At 63.8% G+C, this 18,357-nt stretch carries 21 protein-coding genes; 8 read left to right on the plus strand and 13 right to left on the minus strand.

Going from position 1 to position 18,357, the window contains the following annotated elements; translation table 11 throughout:
• The first annotated feature begins 175 nt into the window (after positions 1–175).
• A complete protein-coding gene (locus AC5WEY_RS24650) occupies positions 176–406 on the plus strand; it encodes a PTS sugar transporter subunit IIB (RefSeq protein WP_032378914.1) in 231 nt (76 codons plus the stop codon).
• Positions 403–867 (plus strand): PTS sugar transporter subunit IIA, encoded by a 465-nt coding sequence (locus AC5WEY_RS24655; RefSeq protein WP_495647921.1) that lies wholly within the window; start codon positions 403–405, stop codon positions 865–867. The genes AC5WEY_RS24650 and AC5WEY_RS24655 overlap by 4 nt, the downstream gene beginning before the upstream one ends.
• Positions 868–869: 2 nt before the next feature.
• Here the strand turns inward: AC5WEY_RS24655 and AC5WEY_RS24660 are convergent, their stop codons facing one another.
• The gene (locus AC5WEY_RS24660; RefSeq protein ID WP_442970955.1) at positions 870–1,613 is read right to left on the minus strand and encodes a GntR family transcriptional regulator; all 744 of its coding nucleotides are present in this window, start codon (positions 1,611–1,613) and stop codon (positions 870–872) included.
• 170 nt (positions 1,614–1,783) lie between these two features.
• Here AC5WEY_RS24660 and AC5WEY_RS24665 point away from each other — a divergent pair, with 170 nt between their 5' ends.
• Both AC5WEY_RS24665 and AC5WEY_RS24670 read left to right on the plus strand, forming a co-directional pair.
• The gene (locus tag AC5WEY_RS24665) at positions 1,784–3,001 is read left to right on the plus strand and encodes a benzoate/H(+) symporter BenE family transporter (RefSeq protein ID WP_495647922.1); all 1,218 of its coding nucleotides are present in this window, start codon (positions 1,784–1,786) and stop codon (positions 2,999–3,001) included.
• Between the two features lie 10 nt (positions 3,002–3,011).
• Positions 3,012–3,485 carry an acyl-CoA thioesterase gene (locus AC5WEY_RS24670; RefSeq protein ID WP_495647923.1) on the plus strand — a complete coding sequence of 158 codons (474 nt, stop codon included), beginning with the start codon at positions 3,012–3,014 and terminating at the stop codon, positions 3,483–3,485.
• A 4-nt stretch (positions 3,486–3,489) separates the two neighbouring features.
• On the opposite strand, the gene AC5WEY_RS24675 is transcribed toward AC5WEY_RS24670, so the two are convergent.
• Complete coding sequence (locus tag AC5WEY_RS24675) at positions 3,490–4,515, minus strand: phosphotransferase family protein (RefSeq protein WP_057477838.1); 1,026 nt, start codon at positions 4,513–4,515, stop codon at positions 3,490–3,492.
• 97 nt (positions 4,516–4,612) lie between these two features.
• The gene (locus AC5WEY_RS24680; protein WP_057477837.1) at positions 4,613–4,939 is read right to left on the minus strand and encodes a hypothetical protein; all 327 of its coding nucleotides are present in this window, start codon (positions 4,937–4,939) and stop codon (positions 4,613–4,615) included.
• A gap of 582 nt (positions 4,940–5,521) precedes the next feature.
• On the opposite strand from AC5WEY_RS24680, the gene AC5WEY_RS24685 reads away from it, so the two are divergent.
• The gene (locus AC5WEY_RS24685; RefSeq protein WP_495647924.1) at positions 5,522–6,235 is read left to right on the plus strand and encodes a hypothetical protein; all 714 of its coding nucleotides are present in this window, start codon (positions 5,522–5,524) and stop codon (positions 6,233–6,235) included.
• 52 nt (positions 6,236–6,287) lie between these two features.
• Here the strand turns inward: AC5WEY_RS24685 and AC5WEY_RS24690 are convergent, their stop codons facing one another.
• Genes AC5WEY_RS24690 through AC5WEY_RS24700 form a run of 3 tightly spaced genes read right to left on the minus strand, consistent with a single transcriptional unit; the run spans position 6,288 to position 9,150 of the window.
• Positions 6,288–7,709, minus strand: coding sequence for an NAD(P)(+) transhydrogenase (Re/Si-specific) subunit beta (locus AC5WEY_RS24690; RefSeq protein ID WP_094704252.1), 1,422 nt, complete (start codon positions 7,707–7,709; stop codon positions 6,288–6,290).
• Positions 7,709–8,032, minus strand: coding sequence for an NAD(P) transhydrogenase subunit alpha part 2 (locus tag AC5WEY_RS24695; RefSeq protein WP_057477834.1), 324 nt, complete (start codon positions 8,030–8,032; stop codon positions 7,709–7,711). The genes AC5WEY_RS24690 and AC5WEY_RS24695 overlap by 1 nt, the downstream gene beginning before the upstream one ends.
• A complete protein-coding gene (locus AC5WEY_RS24700) occupies positions 8,032–9,150 on the minus strand; it encodes a Re/Si-specific NAD(P)(+) transhydrogenase subunit alpha (RefSeq protein ID WP_057477833.1) in 1,119 nt (372 codons plus the stop codon). The genes AC5WEY_RS24695 and AC5WEY_RS24700 overlap by 1 nt, the downstream gene beginning before the upstream one ends.
• Before the next feature lie 252 nt (positions 9,151–9,402).
• Between AC5WEY_RS24700 and AC5WEY_RS24705 the strand changes: the two genes are divergently transcribed.
• Both AC5WEY_RS24705 and AC5WEY_RS24710 read left to right on the plus strand, forming a co-directional pair.
• Positions 9,403–9,843: an HIT family protein gene (locus AC5WEY_RS24705; protein ID WP_094704251.1), complete on the plus strand. Its 441-nt coding sequence runs from the start codon at positions 9,403–9,405 to the stop codon at positions 9,841–9,843.
• Entirely contained in the window at positions 9,840–10,484 is a 645-nt protein-coding gene (locus tag AC5WEY_RS24710; RefSeq protein ID WP_495647925.1) for a Type 1 glutamine amidotransferase-like domain-containing protein, read from the plus strand. The genes AC5WEY_RS24705 and AC5WEY_RS24710 overlap by 4 nt, the downstream gene beginning before the upstream one ends.
• A 7-nt stretch (positions 10,485–10,491) precedes the next feature.
• Here AC5WEY_RS24710 and AC5WEY_RS24715 read toward each other — a convergent pair whose 3' ends face one another.
• Positions 10,492–10,803 (minus strand): hypothetical protein, encoded by a 312-nt coding sequence (locus tag AC5WEY_RS24715; RefSeq protein WP_495647926.1) that lies wholly within the window; start codon positions 10,801–10,803, stop codon positions 10,492–10,494.
• A gap of 231 nt (positions 10,804–11,034) precedes the next feature.
• Between AC5WEY_RS24715 and AC5WEY_RS24720 the strand changes: the two genes are divergently transcribed.
• Positions 11,035–12,417, plus strand: coding sequence for an FAD-binding oxidoreductase (locus tag AC5WEY_RS24720; RefSeq protein ID WP_057477829.1), 1,383 nt, complete (start codon positions 11,035–11,037; stop codon positions 12,415–12,417).
• Here AC5WEY_RS24720 and AC5WEY_RS24725 read toward each other — a convergent pair whose 3' ends face one another.
• From AC5WEY_RS24725 to AC5WEY_RS24750, 6 genes are read right to left on the minus strand one after another with little or no spacing between them, the layout of a single operon-like run.
• Positions 12,418–13,728 carry an aspartate aminotransferase family protein gene (locus AC5WEY_RS24725; RefSeq protein WP_495647927.1) on the minus strand — a complete coding sequence of 437 codons (1,311 nt, stop codon included), beginning with the start codon at positions 13,726–13,728 and terminating at the stop codon, positions 12,418–12,420.
• Positions 13,729–14,865, minus strand: coding sequence for an ABC transporter substrate-binding protein (locus AC5WEY_RS24730; RefSeq protein WP_495647928.1), 1,137 nt, complete (start codon positions 14,863–14,865; stop codon positions 13,729–13,731).
• Positions 14,866–14,877: 12 nt separating this feature from the next.
• Entirely contained in the window at positions 14,878–15,621 is a 744-nt protein-coding gene (locus AC5WEY_RS24735) for an ABC transporter permease (RefSeq protein ID WP_495647929.1), read from the minus strand.
• Positions 15,618–16,397 carry an ABC transporter ATP-binding protein gene (locus tag AC5WEY_RS24740; protein ID WP_495647930.1) on the minus strand — a complete coding sequence of 260 codons (780 nt, stop codon included), beginning with the start codon at positions 16,395–16,397 and terminating at the stop codon, positions 15,618–15,620. Before AC5WEY_RS24740 ends, AC5WEY_RS24735 begins: the two co-directional genes overlap by 4 nt.
• Positions 16,394–17,329, minus strand: coding sequence for an ABC transporter permease (locus AC5WEY_RS24745; protein WP_495647931.1), 936 nt, complete (start codon positions 17,327–17,329; stop codon positions 16,394–16,396). Before AC5WEY_RS24745 ends, AC5WEY_RS24740 begins: the two co-directional genes overlap by 4 nt.
• Positions 17,326–18,357, minus strand: coding sequence for a TIGR03842 family LLM class F420-dependent oxidoreductase (locus AC5WEY_RS24750; protein ID WP_495647932.1), 1,032 nt, complete (start codon positions 18,355–18,357; stop codon positions 17,326–17,328). The genes AC5WEY_RS24745 and AC5WEY_RS24750 overlap by 4 nt, the downstream gene beginning before the upstream one ends.

The following is an 18,357-nucleotide window of genomic DNA, read 5'->3' on the forward strand; positions in this document are numbered from 1 at the left end:
ACCTTCTCTTCGAGGCTGATCCTTCGAGGGTGGATTTCGCTGTTGTGACCGAGTGCCATCAGGGGTACTGTCCGGTCATTACCAGTTGTAGTTTGACCAGGTGGCAAGCTCGTGTCAACCCAGACTTGTGATCCAACCGACAGGGTCGCAGCCGAGAAGAAAGTAGGAACGCACCATGTCCAAGGCGGACGCGATCGTGAAGGGCCTCGGCGGTGCCGACAACATCGTCGAGATCGAAGCGTGCATCACTCGGCTTCGCACGGAAGTGAAAGACGGCTCGTTGGTCGACGAGGCTGCACTCAAAGCGGCGGGCGCCCACGGGGTGTTCCACAAGGGCACAGCCGTTCAGGTCATCGTCGGCCCCGAAGCGGATACGCTCGCAGAAGACATCGAAGACATTCTGTGAACGACGCCAACCTTGTCCTCAGCCCCGTTGCCGGCCAGGTGATCTCGCTCGCCGACGTGCCCGATCCGGTGTTCTCCGCACAGATGGTGGGTTCCGGTGTTGCACTGCGACCGGCCGCGAGCGACGGTCCCGTCGAGGTTCGTTCTCCGGTCGCAGGCAAAATTCTCAAGCTTCATCCGCACGCGTTCGTGGTCTTTACCGACGACAAGGCAGGTGTACTGGTGCACATCGGTATAGACACCGTGAAGATGAAGGGTGCAGGCTTCGATCTCGTTGCAGCCGAGGGCGATTCGGTGCAGGCAGGCGATCTCGTCGTCACCTACGACCCTGCCGCCATCGCAGCAGCGGGTTACTCCGATGTCGTGCCCGTCGTCCTGATGGATTCGAAACCGGATTCGATCACGAGCGCGTACGTCGGCACCGATGTGTCCACGGGTGATCCGTTGTTCGAGCTGCCCTGATCTCACCGACGCGGCGTGGTGCGTCGCTGCCCTTCCACCTCCATCGACAGTTGGTATCGATCGCATCGATACCAACTCTCGGCGTGCTCGAGCGGCTCACCACCGCTGAAGGAGACGCGGTCGAAGTACAACACCGGTGCGCCGCGCTTGGTACCCAGCAGGGTCGCCGTATCACTATCGGCTGCAGTCGCTTTGACGGTCTGCTCGGCCCGGTCGATCGTCAGGCCGTAGTGATTGCGCACAGCCTCGTAGATCGATTGACTCAGATCGTGATCGATCAGGTCCGGAAGCAGTCCGGCCCGGTACCAACCGTCGTCGACGCTCACCGGCTCGGCATCGGCAAGCCGCAGCCGCTTGATGTGGTAAGTCTGCTCCCCGGCGGCCAGCCCCAGGGCGCGCACCGTTGCCGCGGATGGCTTTTCGAGCCGCGCGAACAACACCACGGTTGTCGGCGTCAATCCTTGTGCACGCATTTCCTCCGAGAACGACGCCAGATGCAGACGAGATTGCACGGTCCGGCTGGCCACGAAGGTTCCCTTGCCGCGCACGCGCACCAGATGACCGTCGTTGACGAGTTGACCGATCGCTTCCCTGACGGTGATACGGCTGACGCCGTAATCTTCCATCAGCTTGCGCTCGCTCGGCATCAGATCGCCCGGCTGGAGTTCCTTGGTGCAGCGGTGCAACAGAATTGCGCGCAATTGTTCGTGCTTCGGGACCTGACTGTCCCTCAGGTGTACAGGCATCACCACTGCGCCGGCCTTTCGGTCATTCGCCGAACCAGCGGTACGGACTGGTCCGGTCCAACCGAAGACTACGCGACGTCGGCACCACCTCGACGGTATTCCGCTACCCGAGGAGTATCGCGGACTCGTTCACTGGGAAAGATGCGACCGACCGTGCATGATCGACACTCGTGACCGCTGCCGATTCCGCCTACGGACCGACTCCACTCTCGACTCCCATCAGCGCCGGAATCGTCGCCGCGTTGGTAGGTTTCACGAGCTCGTTCGCCGTCGTGCTGACCGGGTTGCGCGCGGTCGGTGCCAGCCCGGCAGAGGCGGCGTCCGGATTGTCGGCGCTGTGCGTGACGCAGGCACTGGGCATGATGTGGCTGGCCCGCCGATACCGACAGCCCATCACCTTGGCATGGTCGACGCCCGGTGCGGCGCTGCTGGCCGGAACCGGCGTGGTGGCCGGAGGGTGGCCCGCCGCCGTGGGAGCGTTCGTCACGGTCGGCGTCCTGATCGTCTTGACCGGCCTCTGGCCCAGACTGGGCGCGCTGGTCTCGCGCATTCCGGTCCCTCTTGCCCAGGCAATGTTGGCGGGGGTTCTCCTACCCCTGTGCTCGGCTCCGGTGGCCGCCTTCGCCGACTCCCCCGCGCTGATAGCGCCGGTGGCAGTCGTGTGGCTCGTCGTTCTCCGTTTCAGCACCCGATGGGCAGTGCCGGCAGCGTTCGTTGCCGCGGCTGCGGTCATCGCCGCAGACTTGATCGGCAGCGTCACCTCGATCGCGCCGTCCGATCTCGTTCCCGGAATCGACTGGACGGTTCCGCACTGGACATGGCAGGCCACGATAGGGATCGCGGTACCGCTGTACATCGTCACGATGGCGTCGCAGAACATTCCTGGCACAACCGTCATGGCATCGTTCGGTTTCCGAATCCCGTGGCGTGCATCGATGACGGTCACCGGAACCGGTACCGTCCTGGGCGCATTCGCCGGTGGTCACACGATCAACCTCGCCGCCATCAGTGCCGCGCTGTCGGCCAATCCCGGCGCACACCCGGACCCGAAGCGGCGATGGATCGCGGCGTTCTCCGCCGGTTGCTCGTATCTCGTGCTCGCACTGTTGGCCACGGCTCTGGCAACTCTGGTGGCCACTGCACCTGCCGGAGTGGTGGAAACCGTTGCCGGACTGGCATTGCTGGGAACGCTCGCCGCGTCGTTGTTCGGAGCACTCGAACACCCGTCGGACAGGGAAGCGACCGTTCTGACGTTCCTCGTCGCCGCGTCCGGCCTGACGTTCGCCGGTATCGGATCGGCGTTCTGGGCATTGGCCGTCGGGCTCGTGGTGCGGTCCGTTCTACGTCGGCAGTCCCCGGTGCCCACTACCCCCGAGGACACTGGCTAGTGTCTCGTTCATGACGGATCAGGCGAACGCCGCGGCCGAGTTGGAGCATGCATCCGATTTCCCGGCTCTGTGGCCCGTGCCGACCCGGTGGGACGACAACGACCACTACGGCCACGTCAACAACGTCACCTACTACGCGTATTTCGATACTGCCGTCAACGGCTGGTTGATGGAGACGACGGGTGTGGACATCCGGCAACTCCCGGCGATCGGCGTGGTGGCGGAAACCTCGTGTCGTTACCTGTCCGAGTTGAGTTTCCCGGATCGCCTTCAGGTCGGCCTGGCCGTCGAGAAGTTGGGCACCCGCAGCATCGTGTACTCGCTCGCACTGTTCCGGGAAGCCGACGACGATGCGCTGGAACTGGCAGCCCGGGGTCGCTTCGTGCACGTCTACGTCGACGGCGTCACGCGCAGACCTGTCCCCATCCCTCCCGAGATCGGAAGCGCAGCACGCACTCTGGTGATCGGAACCTCGGCGAGCTGACGGTCTACAGGCCGATGTCGTCGGCGGTGTTCACCGCACGGGTGACGATGTCGTCGATGAGCGTCGTGGTGGGACCGCCCGCGATCGCTCTGTTTCTCGAGTCCGCTTCCATGCGGCGCATGACGCCTTCCGCGATGATCGCGAGCTTCCACAACGCCAAAACCTGCCAGAATCCGACGTCGGAGACATCGCGCCCCGTGTGTTGAGCGTACGAGTCGACGAGCTCGGACCTGGTGGGGAATCCGGGCAATGTCGACGCCATGAACGGGCCCGCGACCCCGTCGTCGGCTTGTGGCCAGTAGGCCAGCAGTCCGCCGAGATCTGCCAGCGGATCCCCGAGTGTGCACAGCTCCCAATCGACGACCGCAGCTACTCGGCCGTCGTCGCGGGCGGTGATGACGTTGCTGAGGTGAAAATCTCCGTGTACCAGGGCCACTTCGTGCTGCTCTGGAATGCCGGCTGCGAGTCTGGCTGCGAGAGAATCGATCCCGGGTACGTCCCTGGTGCGCGAGGACTCCCATTGCTTGGTCCATCGGGCGAGCTGACGAGCGGCGTAGGGCTTGTGGCTTGCCAGGTCGTTCAGGCCGGACGACTCGAGATCGACGCGGTGAATGTCGGCGAGCGCTACGGTCAGACCGAGCCCGACTCGGCGACGGTGGTCGATGTCGAGTTGCTCGGCCGCCGCAACCGAATCGACCACAACACCGTCCACGAAACTCATGAGCACCAGAGGAACATCGGAGATCGACGAATCCTCGGTCATTGCAATCATTTTCGGAACCGGCACCGCTGTGTTCTGCAACGCCGACAGAATTCGGTGTTCACGCACCACATCGTGCGCGGAGGCCAGCAGGTGTCCGAGCGGGGGTCGGCGAAGAACCCACGAGGATCCTGCTGCGTCCCGGACCTCGAACGTGAGATTGGACTGCCCGTTTCCGATTCGACGGTAGGTCAGCGGGGACGTCGCGCCGATTCCCAATCCTTCGATCCAGGTCGACACCGCATCTTCGTCCAGTCCCACCGCGCCCATTCAGTGCCCTCATTTCGCTGCGCGACGAAGAATCGTCGACTGCTGTCATCCAATCGGATGATCGTAGCGAAGCGCAGGCCCCTTCGAGGGCAGGGAGTCAGCTGGCGCGTTCGAAGGCCGAGATCAGCGCCGGGGTAGCGATCGCGGCCGCAGGCACCGACGCACCGTGACGCTTGACGGCAATCTCGTCCACTTCACCCACGAGCAAAGCAACCAGCGCATCCGGCTCGGCATTCCAGACCGAAGAAATGTTGTGCACCTCGGCCGGGGCGAAGAGTCCGCTGGTGGCCAGCGCATGTATCCACTCGGTCACGGCTTCGGCGGTAGGCTCGGGCATGACGGACCGATCGAGAGAGTCCGCTTGGAACTCGTTGCAAAAGAACGCGCGGACCATATCGAGCTGTCCCTGAGACATTGCGGTCATGTTCTTCTCCTTCGAGTTTCCGGCGTCCGATTCATGGCGAAGTTCGCCTTCGACTTGCTCCGGATACCGTGTTCAGATCGTTACCGATTTGCGTGTAACAACGAAACACGGTTTTCCGATGCGGCTGAAACTACGCCCTTTTGGTCGGTCTCGCTCTAGGTGAGCCGGACTATGTGACTATCGTCACACACTTGGACCCATCCAATCAACGCCTTGCAACGAAGTCATAGTTTGCTTTACGAATTGCTGTGATCGCGGACAACGAACGCAACAACGCCCAGGTAGACGGCCTGACACCGCACCCTCTGCCGACGGCATCCATCCAGAATCAGGCACACGAGCAGCGAAGTGGTGGGAATCGGTACCGAACCTGAGGGTTGCTCGTACCCCGGAAAACATTCTTGCCACCCGCATTGAGGCACTTTTACCTATCTGCGTCGGTACCCAGCGCGTTCCGGCTGGCCTCGGAACCAGAGGGCGTGCCGGAACGTGTCACTGTGACCGAAACGTTACCGAAGCCATTCAGAGGGCTCTCGAGTTCCTCACACGCTTCGTTCAGGCTGATCGGGCACTGTGGCTGTCATGTCATCGTCGAGCCTCGAGAGCGGACCGATCCGCAGATCCCATCGAACCGGAAGCACCGCAGCACGGGGTGTTACTTCGGCACATCGGCGTCGACGAGCAATCGTCACGCGAGCGGCAGTATCGGGCCTGTCCGCGAGCGCGCTACTGGTACTGCTGATCTCTGCACCGCAAATGGCATCCCCAACGTCTGCGGACGCCGCGCCCGTCGCAGCACTGGCCACCGCCGCGCTCGGTGCCATCGATGTGACGACGGTGTTGTTTGCCGTCGCCGTCCTCGCCGCGGTAGCGGTGCTACGAAAACTGCCGTACGGGATCGGGGTGGTGATCGCCTGCACCATCGGGTCTGTGGTGACCGGCGAACTCGCTCGTGAATTCGCCGGATCGTCCGTCGCGCCTACCGGGCTTCCTTACGGCCAGCTCGTCGCCACGACAGCATTGCTCGGTGCCGCATCCATGGTGGCCTCCTCGGCGTGGCGACCCGTGGTCCTCGGTCTGGGCACCACAGCGACGCTTGTGGTGGCAGCGGCAGCCCTGATCACCGGTTCCGCATCGATTGTCGGGATCGCGGCCGCATTGCTGGTCGTTTCGGTGTGGTGGCCCGCATGCTCGATCGTGATGCTCTACTCCCCCGATGCCGCTGCCCGCGAAGCACGCAATCCGTTGGATACGGCGGCCATTGCCGTCCAACGCAAAATGGGACGCTTCCGTTGACATCGAGAATCGATGCCGGAAGCGTCCCACCCGCTCGGAGCGACGGTCGTGACTAGAGAGCCTTGAGCTCCTCGGTCACTTCGGAGACCGACTTCTTCGCGTCACCGAACAACATGGACGTGCCCTCGGCGAAGAACAGAGGGTTCTCGATGCCCGCGAACCCCGACGACATCGACCGCTTGAGGACAATGACGGACTTCGACTGATCAACATTCAGAATCGGCATCCCGTGAATAGGGCTCGACGGGTCGTTGCGCGCCGCGGGGTTGGTCACGTCGTTCGCGCCGATGACCAACGTGACGTCGGTGCGCGAGAACTCGTCGTTGATGTCGTCCATCTCCTTCATCGCGTCGTACGCGACGTCGGCCTCGGCGAGCAACACGTTCATGTGTCCGGGCATACGACCGGCGACGGGGTGAATGGCGTACTTGACCTCGACGCCCTTCGACTCGAGCAACTTGGCCATGTCCTTGACCGCGTGCTGCGCCTGCGCAACAGCCAGCCCGTATCCGGGCACGACGATGACCTGGTTGGCGTAGGCCATCTGGATTGCTGCGTCGGCCGCGGACGTTGCTTTGACCGTTCCGCCGCTGGCACCGGCCGGGCCTGCAGCTGCATCGCCGCCGCCGAATCCACCGGCGACGATCGCCGGGATGGATCGGTTCATCGCCTTGGCCATGAGGTTGGTCAGGATCGTGCCGGAAGCACCGACGATCATGCCCGCGACGATCATCGCCGTGTTGTTCAGCGCCAGACCGGCGGCCGCTGCCGACAAGCCCGTCAGAGCGTTGAGCAGTGAGATGACCACCGGCATGTCCGCGCCGCCGATCGGCAGCACCACCGTCAGACCGAGGATGCCCGCCAGCACCAGAACCGCGACGATCCACCACTGCGATACTCCGCCGCCGGGAGTGGCGTTGATGCCGATGACCACCGCAGCGGCGACGGCACCGATGAGCAGCAGGGCATTGAGCGGCTGCTGCAACTTGCCGATGGTGATCGGCGAGCCGGGCAGAGTCTCCTGCAGCTTGAGGAATGCGATGAGCGAGCCCCAGAACGAGATCGAACCGATGATCGCCGCGAACAGTGAACCGATGACGATGTGCACCGTCGGCGATTCACCGTGGTTGAAGTTCGAGAACCCGGACGTGTCCAGGAATTCGGCCCACGCGATCAACGCGACCGTGCCGCCGCCGACGCCGTTGAACAGCGCCACCAGCTGCGGCATCGCGGTCATCTTCACCTTGCGCGCCGGCGGAATTCCGAGGGCGACGCCGACGACGAGTCCGACGATGATCAGGATCCAGTTCTCGGTGTCACGAATGGAGATCAGCGTCGCCACGACGGCGACGAACATGCCGACAGCGGCGATCTGGTTGCCACGCACGGCTGTCTTCGGACCGGTCAGACCCATCAACCCGTAGATGAACATGCCGAAGGCGACGATGTAGAGAATGTTGACGAGATTGTCCATCAGGAGTCAGCCCCCTTCTCGATCTTGGCGGGGACGGGCTTGGACTTGAACATGCCGAGCATGCGGTCGGTGACCACGAAGCCACCGATGACGTTGACCGTTCCGAATACCAGCGCGACGAACAGAATGACCTGCAGGCCGATCGAGGGATCCTCGACCTTTCCGAGTACGACGAGCGCACCGAGCACGACGATGCCGTGGATGGCGTTGGTTCCCGACATCAGTGGGGTGTGCAAGGTGTTGGGCACCTTGGAGATCACCGCGAAGCCGACGAACCCGGACAGCACCAGGATCGCGATGTTCGCGAGCAGCGGGGTGTACATCAGTTCTCCTTCTCACGTGTCACGCAGGCACCGGCAAGGACCTCGTCCGAAAAATCGGGGGCGAGCGTGCCGTCGACCAACATGAGTTCGAGCAATGCCGAGATGTTCTTCGAGTACAGCTCGCTGGCGTGCTCGGGCATCGAGGCCGGGAGGTTCAACGGGGAGCAGATGGTGACGTCGTGCTTGACGACGGTCTGGCCGGGCTCGGTGAGCTCACAGTTTCCGCCCGTCTCGCCGGCAAGGTCGACCACGACACTGCCGGGCTTCATCCCTTCGACAGCCGCGGCGGTGACCAGCCGGGGCGCGGGGCGCCCGGGCACCAGTGCGGTGGTGATGACCACGTCGAAGCCCTTGATGGCTTCTTCGAGGGCCTTCTGTTGCTGAGCACGCTCGTCGTCGGTCAGCTCTCGTGCGTATCCACCCTCACCCGCTGCGTCGATCCCCAGATCGAGCCACTGTGCGCCGACGGATCGAACCTGGTCGGCAACCTCGGGACGCACGTCGTATCCGGTCGGTCGACCGCCGAGACGCTTGGCGGTGGCCAACGCTTGCAGACCCGCCACCCCGACTCCGAGAACCAGCACGGTCGCGGGCTTCACAGTGCCCGCGGCGGTGGTCAACATCGGGAAGAATCTGGTCGATTCGGAGGCGGCCAGCAGCACGGACTTGTAGCCGGCCACGTTGGCCTGCGAGGACAGTGCGTCCATCACCTGGGCGCGCGAGATACGCGGAATAGCTTCGACGGCAAAAGCCTGCACTCCTGCAGCCTTCAATGCGCCGATGCTGTTCTCCGCGTTACGCGGTGCCAGGAATCCGATGAGCGTCGAACCCGACGTCAGCTTGGCGATCTCGGCATCGGACGGCGGCGCGACCTTGACCACGACGTCCGCCGACCATGGATCACCGATCGTCGCGCCGGCGGCGACGTAGAGCTCATCCGGAATCAGAGCGCCGAGACCGGCACCCGATTCGACGACGATCTCGACGCCCTTGCCCGTCAGGGACGCAACGATCTTGGGCACCAGAGCGACACGGCGCTCGCCCTCCCCCGATTCCCGAACCACACCGACGACCGTCGTGGATCCCGAACCCTTCTCCGTGCTCTGCGATGTATCCAAATCTCCGTCTTCCTGCGTTGAATGGTGCCCACATGTCGGCCAACGGCCCCGAACTTGCGACGAGTGGACGAACCCATGCGACAAGGCACAAGGTCCCTGATAGTAGCCAGAGGAAACAGACCGCGGGTACCCGGAACACTGTCCGATTCGTTCTGAATCGAGTCCGTTCGACATTTCCCGGCGACGGGACGCGCATTTGTGTTGCACGCCACACAGGCCTATCGCTGATGATCGGACCCTACAGTGACACCCGTGGAATCTTGCATCTTCTGTGCGATCGTTGCCGGCGACGCCCCCGCCCACCGAGTGTTCGAGAACGACCACACCGTCGCCTTTCTCGACATTCGACCGATCAGTCGCGGACACCTCCTCGTCGTTCCGCGCGAGCACACCACCGATCTGAACTCGAGCCATCCAGATGCGGCCGCCGAGGTGTTTCGCGTCGGACACACCCTGGCGCGCGCGGTGCGCCACTCGGACCTGCGCGCCGACGGAGCCAACCTCGTCATCAACGACGGCAAGGCCGCCTTTCAGACGGTATTTCACCTGCATCTGCACGTCGTACCGCGATGGCACCGTGATCGGCTGCGGTTCGCTGCCGGTTTTGTGGCTCGTCGCCTACGTGAGCCCGATCGTGTCGCGGACGCCGTTCGTGTCGGGCTGACTCGGCTGAGAGAAGAACCGACGACGTGAAACTCTTCCTGTCGTCGTACCGATTCGGCGGTCACTCCGACGCCTTCGTCCAACTCACCGGGCCGCCCTCCGATCTCGCCGTCATCGCGAACGCGTCGGACGCGTGGCCCGCCGCGGCGCGCGATTCCTCGCTCCGCAGCGAGTTCGGTCCGTTGCGCGCTCTCGGGTATCGACCGGCGGAGGTGGACCTACGCGACTTCGTGGGTAAGCCGGCAGCGCTAGCGCGTGTCCTCGACGGATTCGGTGCGGTGTGGGTTCGCGGCGGCAACACGTTCGTCCTGCGCGCCCAGCTCGCCCGTTCCGGTGCCGACGAAATTCTGAGCGAGCGTCTGCGAGGAAACTCCATCGCCTACGGCGGTTACAGCGCGGGTGCGTGTGTGGCGGCTCCGTCGTTGGTCGGAGTCGAGGATGCAGACGATCCCGCCGAGGTCCGACCCACTACCGGTATCGAGACGGTGTGGGACGGACTGAATCTGGTGGACTTCTCGATCGTGCCCCACCTGAATTCCGTTCTGGACGAGAACGATTCGGGATGGGCTACCCTGCAACGCCTACGCCGTGACGGCGTTCGCTGTCACGGCTTGACCGACGAACAGGCCATCGTCGTCGATGATTCGGGGATCCGAATTTTGGGTGGCTGAACGCCGATCAACCCAGGCGGGCGAGCGGAGCCAGCCTGTCGAGCGACGACCACGCCAGTGCACATCGTCGTGCGGTCATCTCGTCCGCGTCGAGGACGAGCATGTCGAACAATTGGCGCGGTGCCGCTCGCCACGAGTCCGCGATGTGTGACACGGTGGCTTTCTCGAACATCCCGGAGTGCGCCAAGGCCTGCACCCACTCGTCGATGTCACCTCGATGGATCCGCTCGATGGTGTCGTATTCGACTCCACCACCGAGGAATTCGTACGAGAACATCGCCGCCACGTAGTTCCAGGAGTCACTTCCGGGATCGATCATGGTGCAGCCTCCTTGTCGACTCGCGTCACATGGGGCGCGAGATTCGCTGAGGTGGACGCTAGCGTGGCGAACTACAAGATTGCGTGTCGACGACGCATCGATCTGGTAACGCCTGAGGCTGGTGTTACTGATGTGACTCGCTAGCCGCGACGGCGTCCCTCGTCCGCGCCCCACTCTCGGTCGTGGCAGACTCGAGTGGCGACGGTCACATTTCGACGTGAGGAGAACCGGATGTCGGTGACGACGGATGCAGATGCCCGCCTGACCGAACTCGAATCCCTACTTCCTGCCGGTGCCATGGTCACCGACCCGGATATCACCGAGGGATACCGACGCGATTGGGCCAAGGATCCCGACGCCGGCACCCCGCTGGCCGTGGTTCGCGCACAGTCCACCGAGGACGTTCGTGCCGTCATGCGCTGGGCCACCGAACACAACGTGGCGGTCGTTCCCCGCGGCGCCGGGTCGGGATTGTCCGGCGGTGCCACTGCCGTCGACGGTGGAATCGTGCTCACCACGGAACTGATGCGCGAGATCACCGTCGATCCGGTGACCCGTATCGCCGTCGTACAACCCGGACTGCTCAACGTCGAGGTCAAGAAGGCGGTGGCCGAGCACGGCCTGTGGTACCCGCCGGATCCCTCGTCGTTCGAGATGTGTTCCATCGGCGGCAATGCGGCCACCAACGCCGGCGGGCTGTGCTGCGTGAAGTACGGCGTCACCACCGACTACGTCCTCGGGCTCGAGGTCGTCCTCGCCGACGGGACTGCCGTCCGACTCGGCGGTCCACGTCTGAAAGATGTTGCTGGACTGTCTCTTGCGAAGCTCTTCGTCGGATCCGAGGGCACGCTGGGCATCATCACCGAGATCACTCTTCGATTGATCCCTGCGCAACCTCCGGCCAGCACCGTGGTCGCCTCGTTCGCCTCCGTGCACGATGCGACGACTGCGATTCTGGCCATCACCCGAACCTTGCGGCCGTCGATGCTCGAGTTCATGGACCGCGCGTCCATCGGTGCCGTCGAAGATGCCATGAACATGGGACTCGACCGCGAGGCAGCAGCGATGCTCATTGCTCGGTCCGACTCCCCCGGTGCCGACCGCGGGCGCGAGATCGAGATCATGGCGGCCGCGTGCACCGAGGCCGGTGCCTCGGATGTCTTCACCACCGACGACCCCGACGAGGGCGAGGCCTTCGCTGCCGCACGACGATTCGCGATTCCCGCGGTCGAACGACTCGGCAGCCTGCTGCTCGAGGACGTCGGAGTACCACTGCCCGCGCTCCCCGCACTGGTCGATGGAATTGCCGAGCTGTCCGTGAAGTACGACGTGCTGGTGGCCGTCATCGCTCATGCCGGCGACGGCAACACCCACCCGCTGATCGTGTTCGACCCCGAGGACGCCGACATGACCCGCCGAGCCAACGTCGCCTTCGGAGCAATCATGGATCTCGCAATTTCGTTGGGCGGCACCATCACCGGAGAACACGGTGTCGGTCGCCTCAAGAAGGCCTGGCTGCCCGATCAGGTCGGAGAAGACGTCATGGAACTGACCCGACGGATCAAGACCGCTCTCGATCCGGCGGGCATCCTCAACCCCGGTGCTGTGTTGTGATCATCCGTCGACGGTGAACCCGTCCGCCACCGTCAGCACCTCGTCGAGGATTTCCAGTCCCTGACGAATCTCGTCCTCGGACGTCGTCAGCGGCGGTGCGATCTGGAGTCGATTTCCGGCAACGAAGGGCCACAGTCCGCGTGACTTCGCCGCGGCGGTCACGGTGCCCATCGCCGCCGCATCCTTGCCCGACGCGGCAAAAGGCACCAGCGGCTCTCGGGTCGTGCCGTCCTTGACCAGTTCGACGGCCCAGAAGAATCCCTTGCCGCGCACCTCGCCCACGCTGGGATGCGATTCGGCCAGCTTGGACAGGCCCGCTCCGAGTACGTCCTCGCCGACGTGACGCACGTGCGGAAGGATCTTGTCGCGCTCGAACACTCCGATGGACGCGACCCCTGCGGCGCACCCGAGGACGTGGCCGGAGTAGGTCAACCCGCCCGGATAGGCTTTGTGGTCGAACTGCGAGGCGATCTTCTCCGAGATCACCACCCCGCCGAGGGGTACGTATCCGGAGTTGACGCCCTTGGCGAACGTGATCAGATCCGGTGTCACATCCCAGGCCTGGCATGCGAACCATTCGCCGATTCGCCCGAACCCGACCATCACTTCGTCGGCGATGTATACGATCCCGTACTTGTCGCACAGCGCCCGAACGCCGGCCAGATATCCGGGCGGCGGGATCAGCACACCGTTGGTGCCGATGACCGATTCGAGAATGAGTCCGGCGATGTTCTGCGCACCTTCGAGCACGATGACCTGTTCGAGATGTGCCAGTGCTGCGGCCGTCTCGTCCTCGGGAGTCGTTGTGCCCCAGGGTGACCGGTAGGAGTACGGCCCGAAGAAGCGTACGACGTCGACGTTGGTCGGCTCGGTGCCCCATCGCCTCGGTTCGCCGGTGAGACCGATCGCAACTCCGGTTCCGCCGTGGTACGAGCGGTACGCGGCCAGCATCTTCGTGCGTCCGGTGTGCTGACGCGCCAGCCGCACCGCATGCTCGACGGCTTCGGCACCACCCGTCGTGAAGAACACTCGGTTCAGATCACCCGGGGCCCGCTCGGCGATCAACGCGGCGAGTTCACTGCGCTTGTCGTTGGCGACCGTCGGGGAAATCGTGGTCAGCACCTGGGCCTGCTCGACGATGGCGGCCACCACGTCGGGGTGTTGATGCCCGAGATTGACGTTTACCAGCTGTGACGAGAAGTCCAGGTATCGGTTGCCCATGTCGTCCCAGAACCACGACCCCTCGGCACCCTCGACGGTGATCGGGTTCAGTTCGGCCTGCGCCGACCAGGAGTAGAACACGTGATCCATCTACTTGCCGCCTTCCTCCAGTATGACCTCCATCGGAGCGTACGACTCTCCGGTGACGTCCACTCCGTCGGCCTTCAACAAATCCAATGCCTTGCCGACATACTCGTTGGTGTAGGCCTCGGCATCGGGATCAGCGGTGAGCACGGTCGAGCCCTCGGCGTTCTTCGTGGTCTTCGCGATGTCCACGGTTTGCTGCCAGGCGGCCTCGTCGATCATCCCGATGCCCTCACTCGACGGCCAGATCAATTTGTTGACTTCGTTGACCTGCCAGAGCTGATGGCTCGCGCCGAGTGTGGAGCCGGCAGCGACAGTGATGTCGCGGCACTTCTCGACGTTGTCTCGGCAGAAGATCCAGCCCTTCAGCGATGCCGCCAGGAATTTGACGGTCTGATCCTGGTACGCCTCGTCGGAGAGCTTGTCCGTATTGGCCCAGATCGCGTCCTGCAACATGGCGACACCGTCGTCGTTCCAGTTCAGCGAGCTGAAGTCGTCCGCGGTGTACAAGGCGCCGGTCGCGGGGTTCACCGTCTCGAGCAGCTGCGCGTACTCGTTGTACGACATGGCCTGTGCGGCAGCGATATCGCCGGACAGCAGCCCGTTCATGTCGAACTGCTGCTGCACCAACGTCACGTCGGATGGGCTCACTCCTGCTCGAGTCATGCCGGCGAACAACTCGAATTCGTTGCCGTAGCCCCAGTTTCCGACGGTCTTGCCGCGAAGGTCGGCGGGTGAGGCAATGTTCTGATCCTTGAACGAGACCTGCAATGTTCCGGATTTCTGGTAGATCTGAGCGACGTCGGTGATGCCCGCCCCGGCCTCGCGGGAGGCGAGCGCTTTCGGCACCCACGCGACGGCATAATCGGCCTGTCCCTGCGCCAGCACGGTCTGCGGAACGATATCCGTTCCGCCGTCCAATATTTCGACGTCCAGTCCCTGCTCGGTGTAGAAGCCTTGGTCGACGGCCGCCAGATAGCCCGCGAACTGGCCCTGTTTGAACCACTGCAATTGCAACTTGATCGGGGTGTTCCCGTCGCCACCGGTCTCGGTTTCGGTCGTGGTGGTGCTGCAGGCCGAGGCGACTACCGCCAGTGCCATGACGACGGCCAGCAGGCGTCGGGGGGTTCGAGTGATCTTCACGTTCGACTTCTCCTAGGTACGACGGCGGGACACGAGCTTCTCGAGCAAGAGAACGACCAGAAAGAAGAGCAACCCGACTGCGATGGCACCCACGACGTAGGCCCATGCCCGGGGGTAGGCGGTGTTCGCCGCGGCGGAGGTGATCCGCGACCCCAAACCGTTCTGCAATCCACCGAAGTACTCGCAGATGATGGCTGCAATGACAGCATTCGGAGCCGCAACCCGCAACCCGGTGAAGATGTGTGGCACCGCGGACGGAAGACGAACGATGCGCGTGAACTGCCAGCCGCCGACCGCATACGAGGTCATCAGGTCGTGATGCACCGGCGACACCTGTCGGAGTCCTTTTGCCGCACTGACGAAGACCGGGAAGAACACGACAATGGTCACGACGAGGCGGCGCGGTAGGTCGGTGGTCGAGGAGAACATCGAGTTGAACACCGGAGCGAGGGCCACGATGGGAACCGCAGCGGCACCCGCGGCCAGCGGGGTGAGAAGCTCGTCGACGATCCTGAGGCGAACGGCCACCATCGCGGCGAGAAGACCGAGGACAGATCCCGCGATCAACCCCACCAATGCATTGGTTCCGGTTGCCACACTTGCCGATCCGATGTTGCCGACGTTACGAGCGAACTGTTCGGCAATCGCACTCGGTGAGGGAAGGAGGAACGACGGTACCCCGGCGACGACGGTCAGCAGCTGCCACAATCCGAGCAGGACCACGCCGAACGCCACCGGCGGCAGCCAGACTCTCATCGGAGATCCGCACCGCGAACGACGCGCCCGTGCAGTGCATCCCGAACCGAGGTGATGGCGGAGAAGAATTCCGTGGATTCGCGTGGGTCCCCGACGGAGTCGAACGTGCCGATCGTGAGCGTGTCCACGATCCTCCCGGGCCGGGGCGACATCACGACAACTCGGTCGGACAGATACACCGCTTCGGGAATGGAGTGGGTCACGAAGACCACTGCTGCGCTCGACTCCTCGGCTATGCGCAACAGGTCGTTCTGCATCTTTTCGCGGGTCATCTCGTCGAGTGCGCCGAACGGTTCGTCCATCAGCAACAGTCCCGGCGTTCGGGCCAGAGCACGTGCGATCGCTACTCGTTGCTGCATACCACCGGACAACTGGCTGGGATAGCGCTCGGCAAAATCAGTGAGTCCCACGAGTTCGAGCAATTCGCGTACCCGTTCCGCGCGTTCTCGCTTCGCCACCTTGTGCAGCTCGAGCGGCAACGCAACGTTCGACTGCACCGTTCGCCAATCGAGTAGCCCTGCCTGTTGAAATGCGATGCCGTACTTCTGTTCGACGCGAGCTTGCCGCGCCGTCAGACCGAACACCGACACCGCACCGGAGGTGGGTTGCTCGAGATCTGCGATGATGCGAAGCAGCGTCGACTTGCCGCAGCCGGAAGGGCCGATCAGAGATACGAATTCGCCGGGAGCGATCGACAGCGACACATCGTCCAGCGCGGTCACTCCCCCATCGAACGTCTTGCCGACGCTCTCGACCTGAACGGCTTGCACGGTCATGAATCCGCCCTTCGAGCAGGAGTACGGCCTGCATATCGGCCGAGAGCGATATCGAGCAGGGCCACCAATCCGGTCACCACGAGCCCGAGTACCGCGGCACCGAGAACGGCTGCGTACAGACGAGACGCGTCGCCTGTCGCCTGTTGCGAGAACACGATGATCTGCCTGCCGATACCGCCGGTGGTTCCGGTCGAGATCTCGGCAACGACAGCACCGATCACAGCGGCTGCGGCAGCCAGCCGCAGCGACGGGATCAGGTGCGGCACCGAGGCCGGGAGCCGTAGCCGCACAAGTGTGGTCCACCATCCGGCCGCGTAGCTGTGCATCAGATCCAGCGATGCCGGGTCGGGTGCACGTAGGCCGCGCAGCATACCCACTGCCACCGGGAAGAACGCGAGGTACGACGCGATGACGGTGATGCTCATCCACGGCTGCCAGGAGTACCCGGCGATGGCGATCTTTCCTCCCCAGCCGGCGACGAGCGGTGCCAGTGCAATGAGCGGCACCGTCTGCGAGACGATCACGTAGGGCAACACCGACCGCTCCACCCACACGAATCGTTGCATGGCGACAGCCAGCACGAGTCCGACCGACGCGCCCAAAACGAATCCGAGCACCGCAAGCCCGAACGTGAACAATCCACTGGAGACGATCGCCGCGCCGACACTGCGTGCCCCGGTAACGTTCACCTCCGGCTCGGTCAACGCAGCCAATACCGACCACACATGCGGCAGAGCGCCGTCGTCGGTGCGCGGCAACACCCGCACACTCCCGACACTCACGCCGTTTTCGGGGACGAGCACTTTCACCAGCTCCCACAACACCAGCAACAACACGACCGCAGCCACCGCCATGAGCGGACGACGAAGTCCTCGCGACGAGCGGGCGGGAGTAGGAGCTACCACCGCCGCCTGATCGAGAACACCGGTCACGACGTAGCCGTGACGGACGTGCGGATCTGCGGAATGATGCTCTCTCCGTACGCTTCCAGCGTCGCGGCCTTGGCGTCGTGCTGGAGGTAGACAGAGAACTGGTCGACGCCCAGTGCCTCCAGCTCTTTCAGTTTGGCGATGTGATCGGCCGGTGTGCCGAGTATGCAGAACCTGTCGATCACCTCGTTCGGAACGAATTCTGCGTGCGAGTTCCCTGCTCGGCCGTGCTCGTTGTAGTCGTACCCGGTACGTGTTGCGATGTAGTCGGTGAGTGCCTGCGGCACCCCGCCGCCATCACCGCCGTAGCGCGCGACGATATCGGCGACGTGGTTGCCGACCATCCCGCCGAACCAACGGCATTGGTCCCGTGCGTGTTCGAGGCCGGCCTCGGTACCGTCGGTGACATAGGCGGGAGCGGCCACACAGATCGAGATCGAATCCGGATCGCGACCCGCCTCCTCGGCCGCAGCACGCACTCGGCCGATCGTCCAGACAGCAATATCCGGATCGGCCAACTGCAGGATGAAGCCGTCCGCTACCTGCCCGGTGAGCTCGAGGGCTTTGGGTCCGTACGCCGCGACCCACACCTCGAGCTTCGAGTGCTCTGCCCACGGGAACTGCACTGTCGTGTCACCGACTCGGGCGCTACGCCCGTTCGCGAGACTGCCGATCACCTCGATCGACTCACGAAGCGCGGCAAGCGTTGTCGGCTTACCACCGAGAGCGCGGACCGCGGAATCGCCACGCCCGATGCCGCAGACGGTGCGATTGCCGAACATGTCGTTGAGCGTTGCGAATGTCGATGCCGTCACCGTCCAATCGCGGGTAGCCGGATTGGTGACCATCGGACCCACCGTCACGCGCCTGGTCGCGGCCAGAATCTGGCTGTAGATGACGTACGGCTCCTGCCACAGCAGATGCGAATCGAACGTCCATACGTGCGAGAAGCCATGTGTCTCGGCCTGTCTGGCCAGATCGATCACACGGGACGCCGGCGGATTGCACTGCAGCACTACCCCGATGTCCAT

The sequence above is a fragment of the Rhodococcoides sp. S146-33 genome, assembly GCF_059489205.1.

Excerpts from the sequence above, each read along its gene's own strand:
- AC5WEY_RS24650 (WP_032378914.1), top strand. The coding sequence starts at position 176 with ATGTCCAAGGCGGACGCGATCGTGAAGGGCCTCGGCGGTGCCGACAAC.
- AC5WEY_RS24660 (WP_442970955.1), bottom strand. The coding sequence starts at position 1,613 with ATGCCTGTACACCTGAGGGACAGTCAGGTCCCGAAGCACGAACAATTG.
- AC5WEY_RS24670 (WP_495647923.1), top strand. The coding sequence starts at position 3,012 with ATGACGGATCAGGCGAACGCCGCGGCCGAGTTGGAGCATGCATCCGAT.
- AC5WEY_RS24675 (WP_057477838.1), bottom strand. The coding sequence starts at position 4,515 with ATGGGCGCGGTGGGACTGGACGAAGATGCGGTGTCGACCTGGATCGAA.
- AC5WEY_RS24680 (WP_057477837.1), bottom strand. The coding sequence starts at position 4,939 with ATGACCGCAATGTCTCAGGGACAGCTCGATATGGTCCGCGCGTTCTTT.
- AC5WEY_RS24685 (WP_495647924.1), top strand. The coding sequence starts at position 5,522 with ATGTCATCGTCGAGCCTCGAGAGCGGACCGATCCGCAGATCCCATCGA.
- AC5WEY_RS24690 (WP_094704252.1), bottom strand. The coding sequence starts at position 7,709 with ATGGACAATCTCGTCAACATTCTCTACATCGTCGCCTTCGGCATGTTC.
- AC5WEY_RS24695 (WP_057477834.1), bottom strand. The coding sequence starts at position 8,032 with ATGTACACCCCGCTGCTCGCGAACATCGCGATCCTGGTGCTGTCCGGG.
- AC5WEY_RS24715 (WP_495647926.1), bottom strand. The coding sequence starts at position 10,803 with ATGATCGATCCCGGAAGTGACTCCTGGAACTACGTGGCGGCGATGTTC.
- AC5WEY_RS24720 (WP_057477829.1), top strand. The coding sequence starts at position 11,035 with ATGTCGGTGACGACGGATGCAGATGCCCGCCTGACCGAACTCGAATCC.
- AC5WEY_RS24725 (WP_495647927.1), bottom strand. The coding sequence starts at position 13,728 with ATGGATCACGTGTTCTACTCCTGGTCGGCGCAGGCCGAACTGAACCCG.
- AC5WEY_RS24735 (WP_495647929.1), bottom strand. The coding sequence starts at position 15,621 with ATGAGAGTCTGGCTGCCGCCGGTGGCGTTCGGCGTGGTCCTGCTCGGA.
- AC5WEY_RS24740 (WP_495647930.1), bottom strand. The coding sequence starts at position 16,397 with ATGACCGTGCAAGCCGTTCAGGTCGAGAGCGTCGGCAAGACGTTCGAT.
- AC5WEY_RS24750 (WP_495647932.1), bottom strand. The coding sequence starts at position 18,357 with ATGGACATCGGGGTAGTGCTGCAGTGCAATCCGCCGGCGTCCCGTGTG.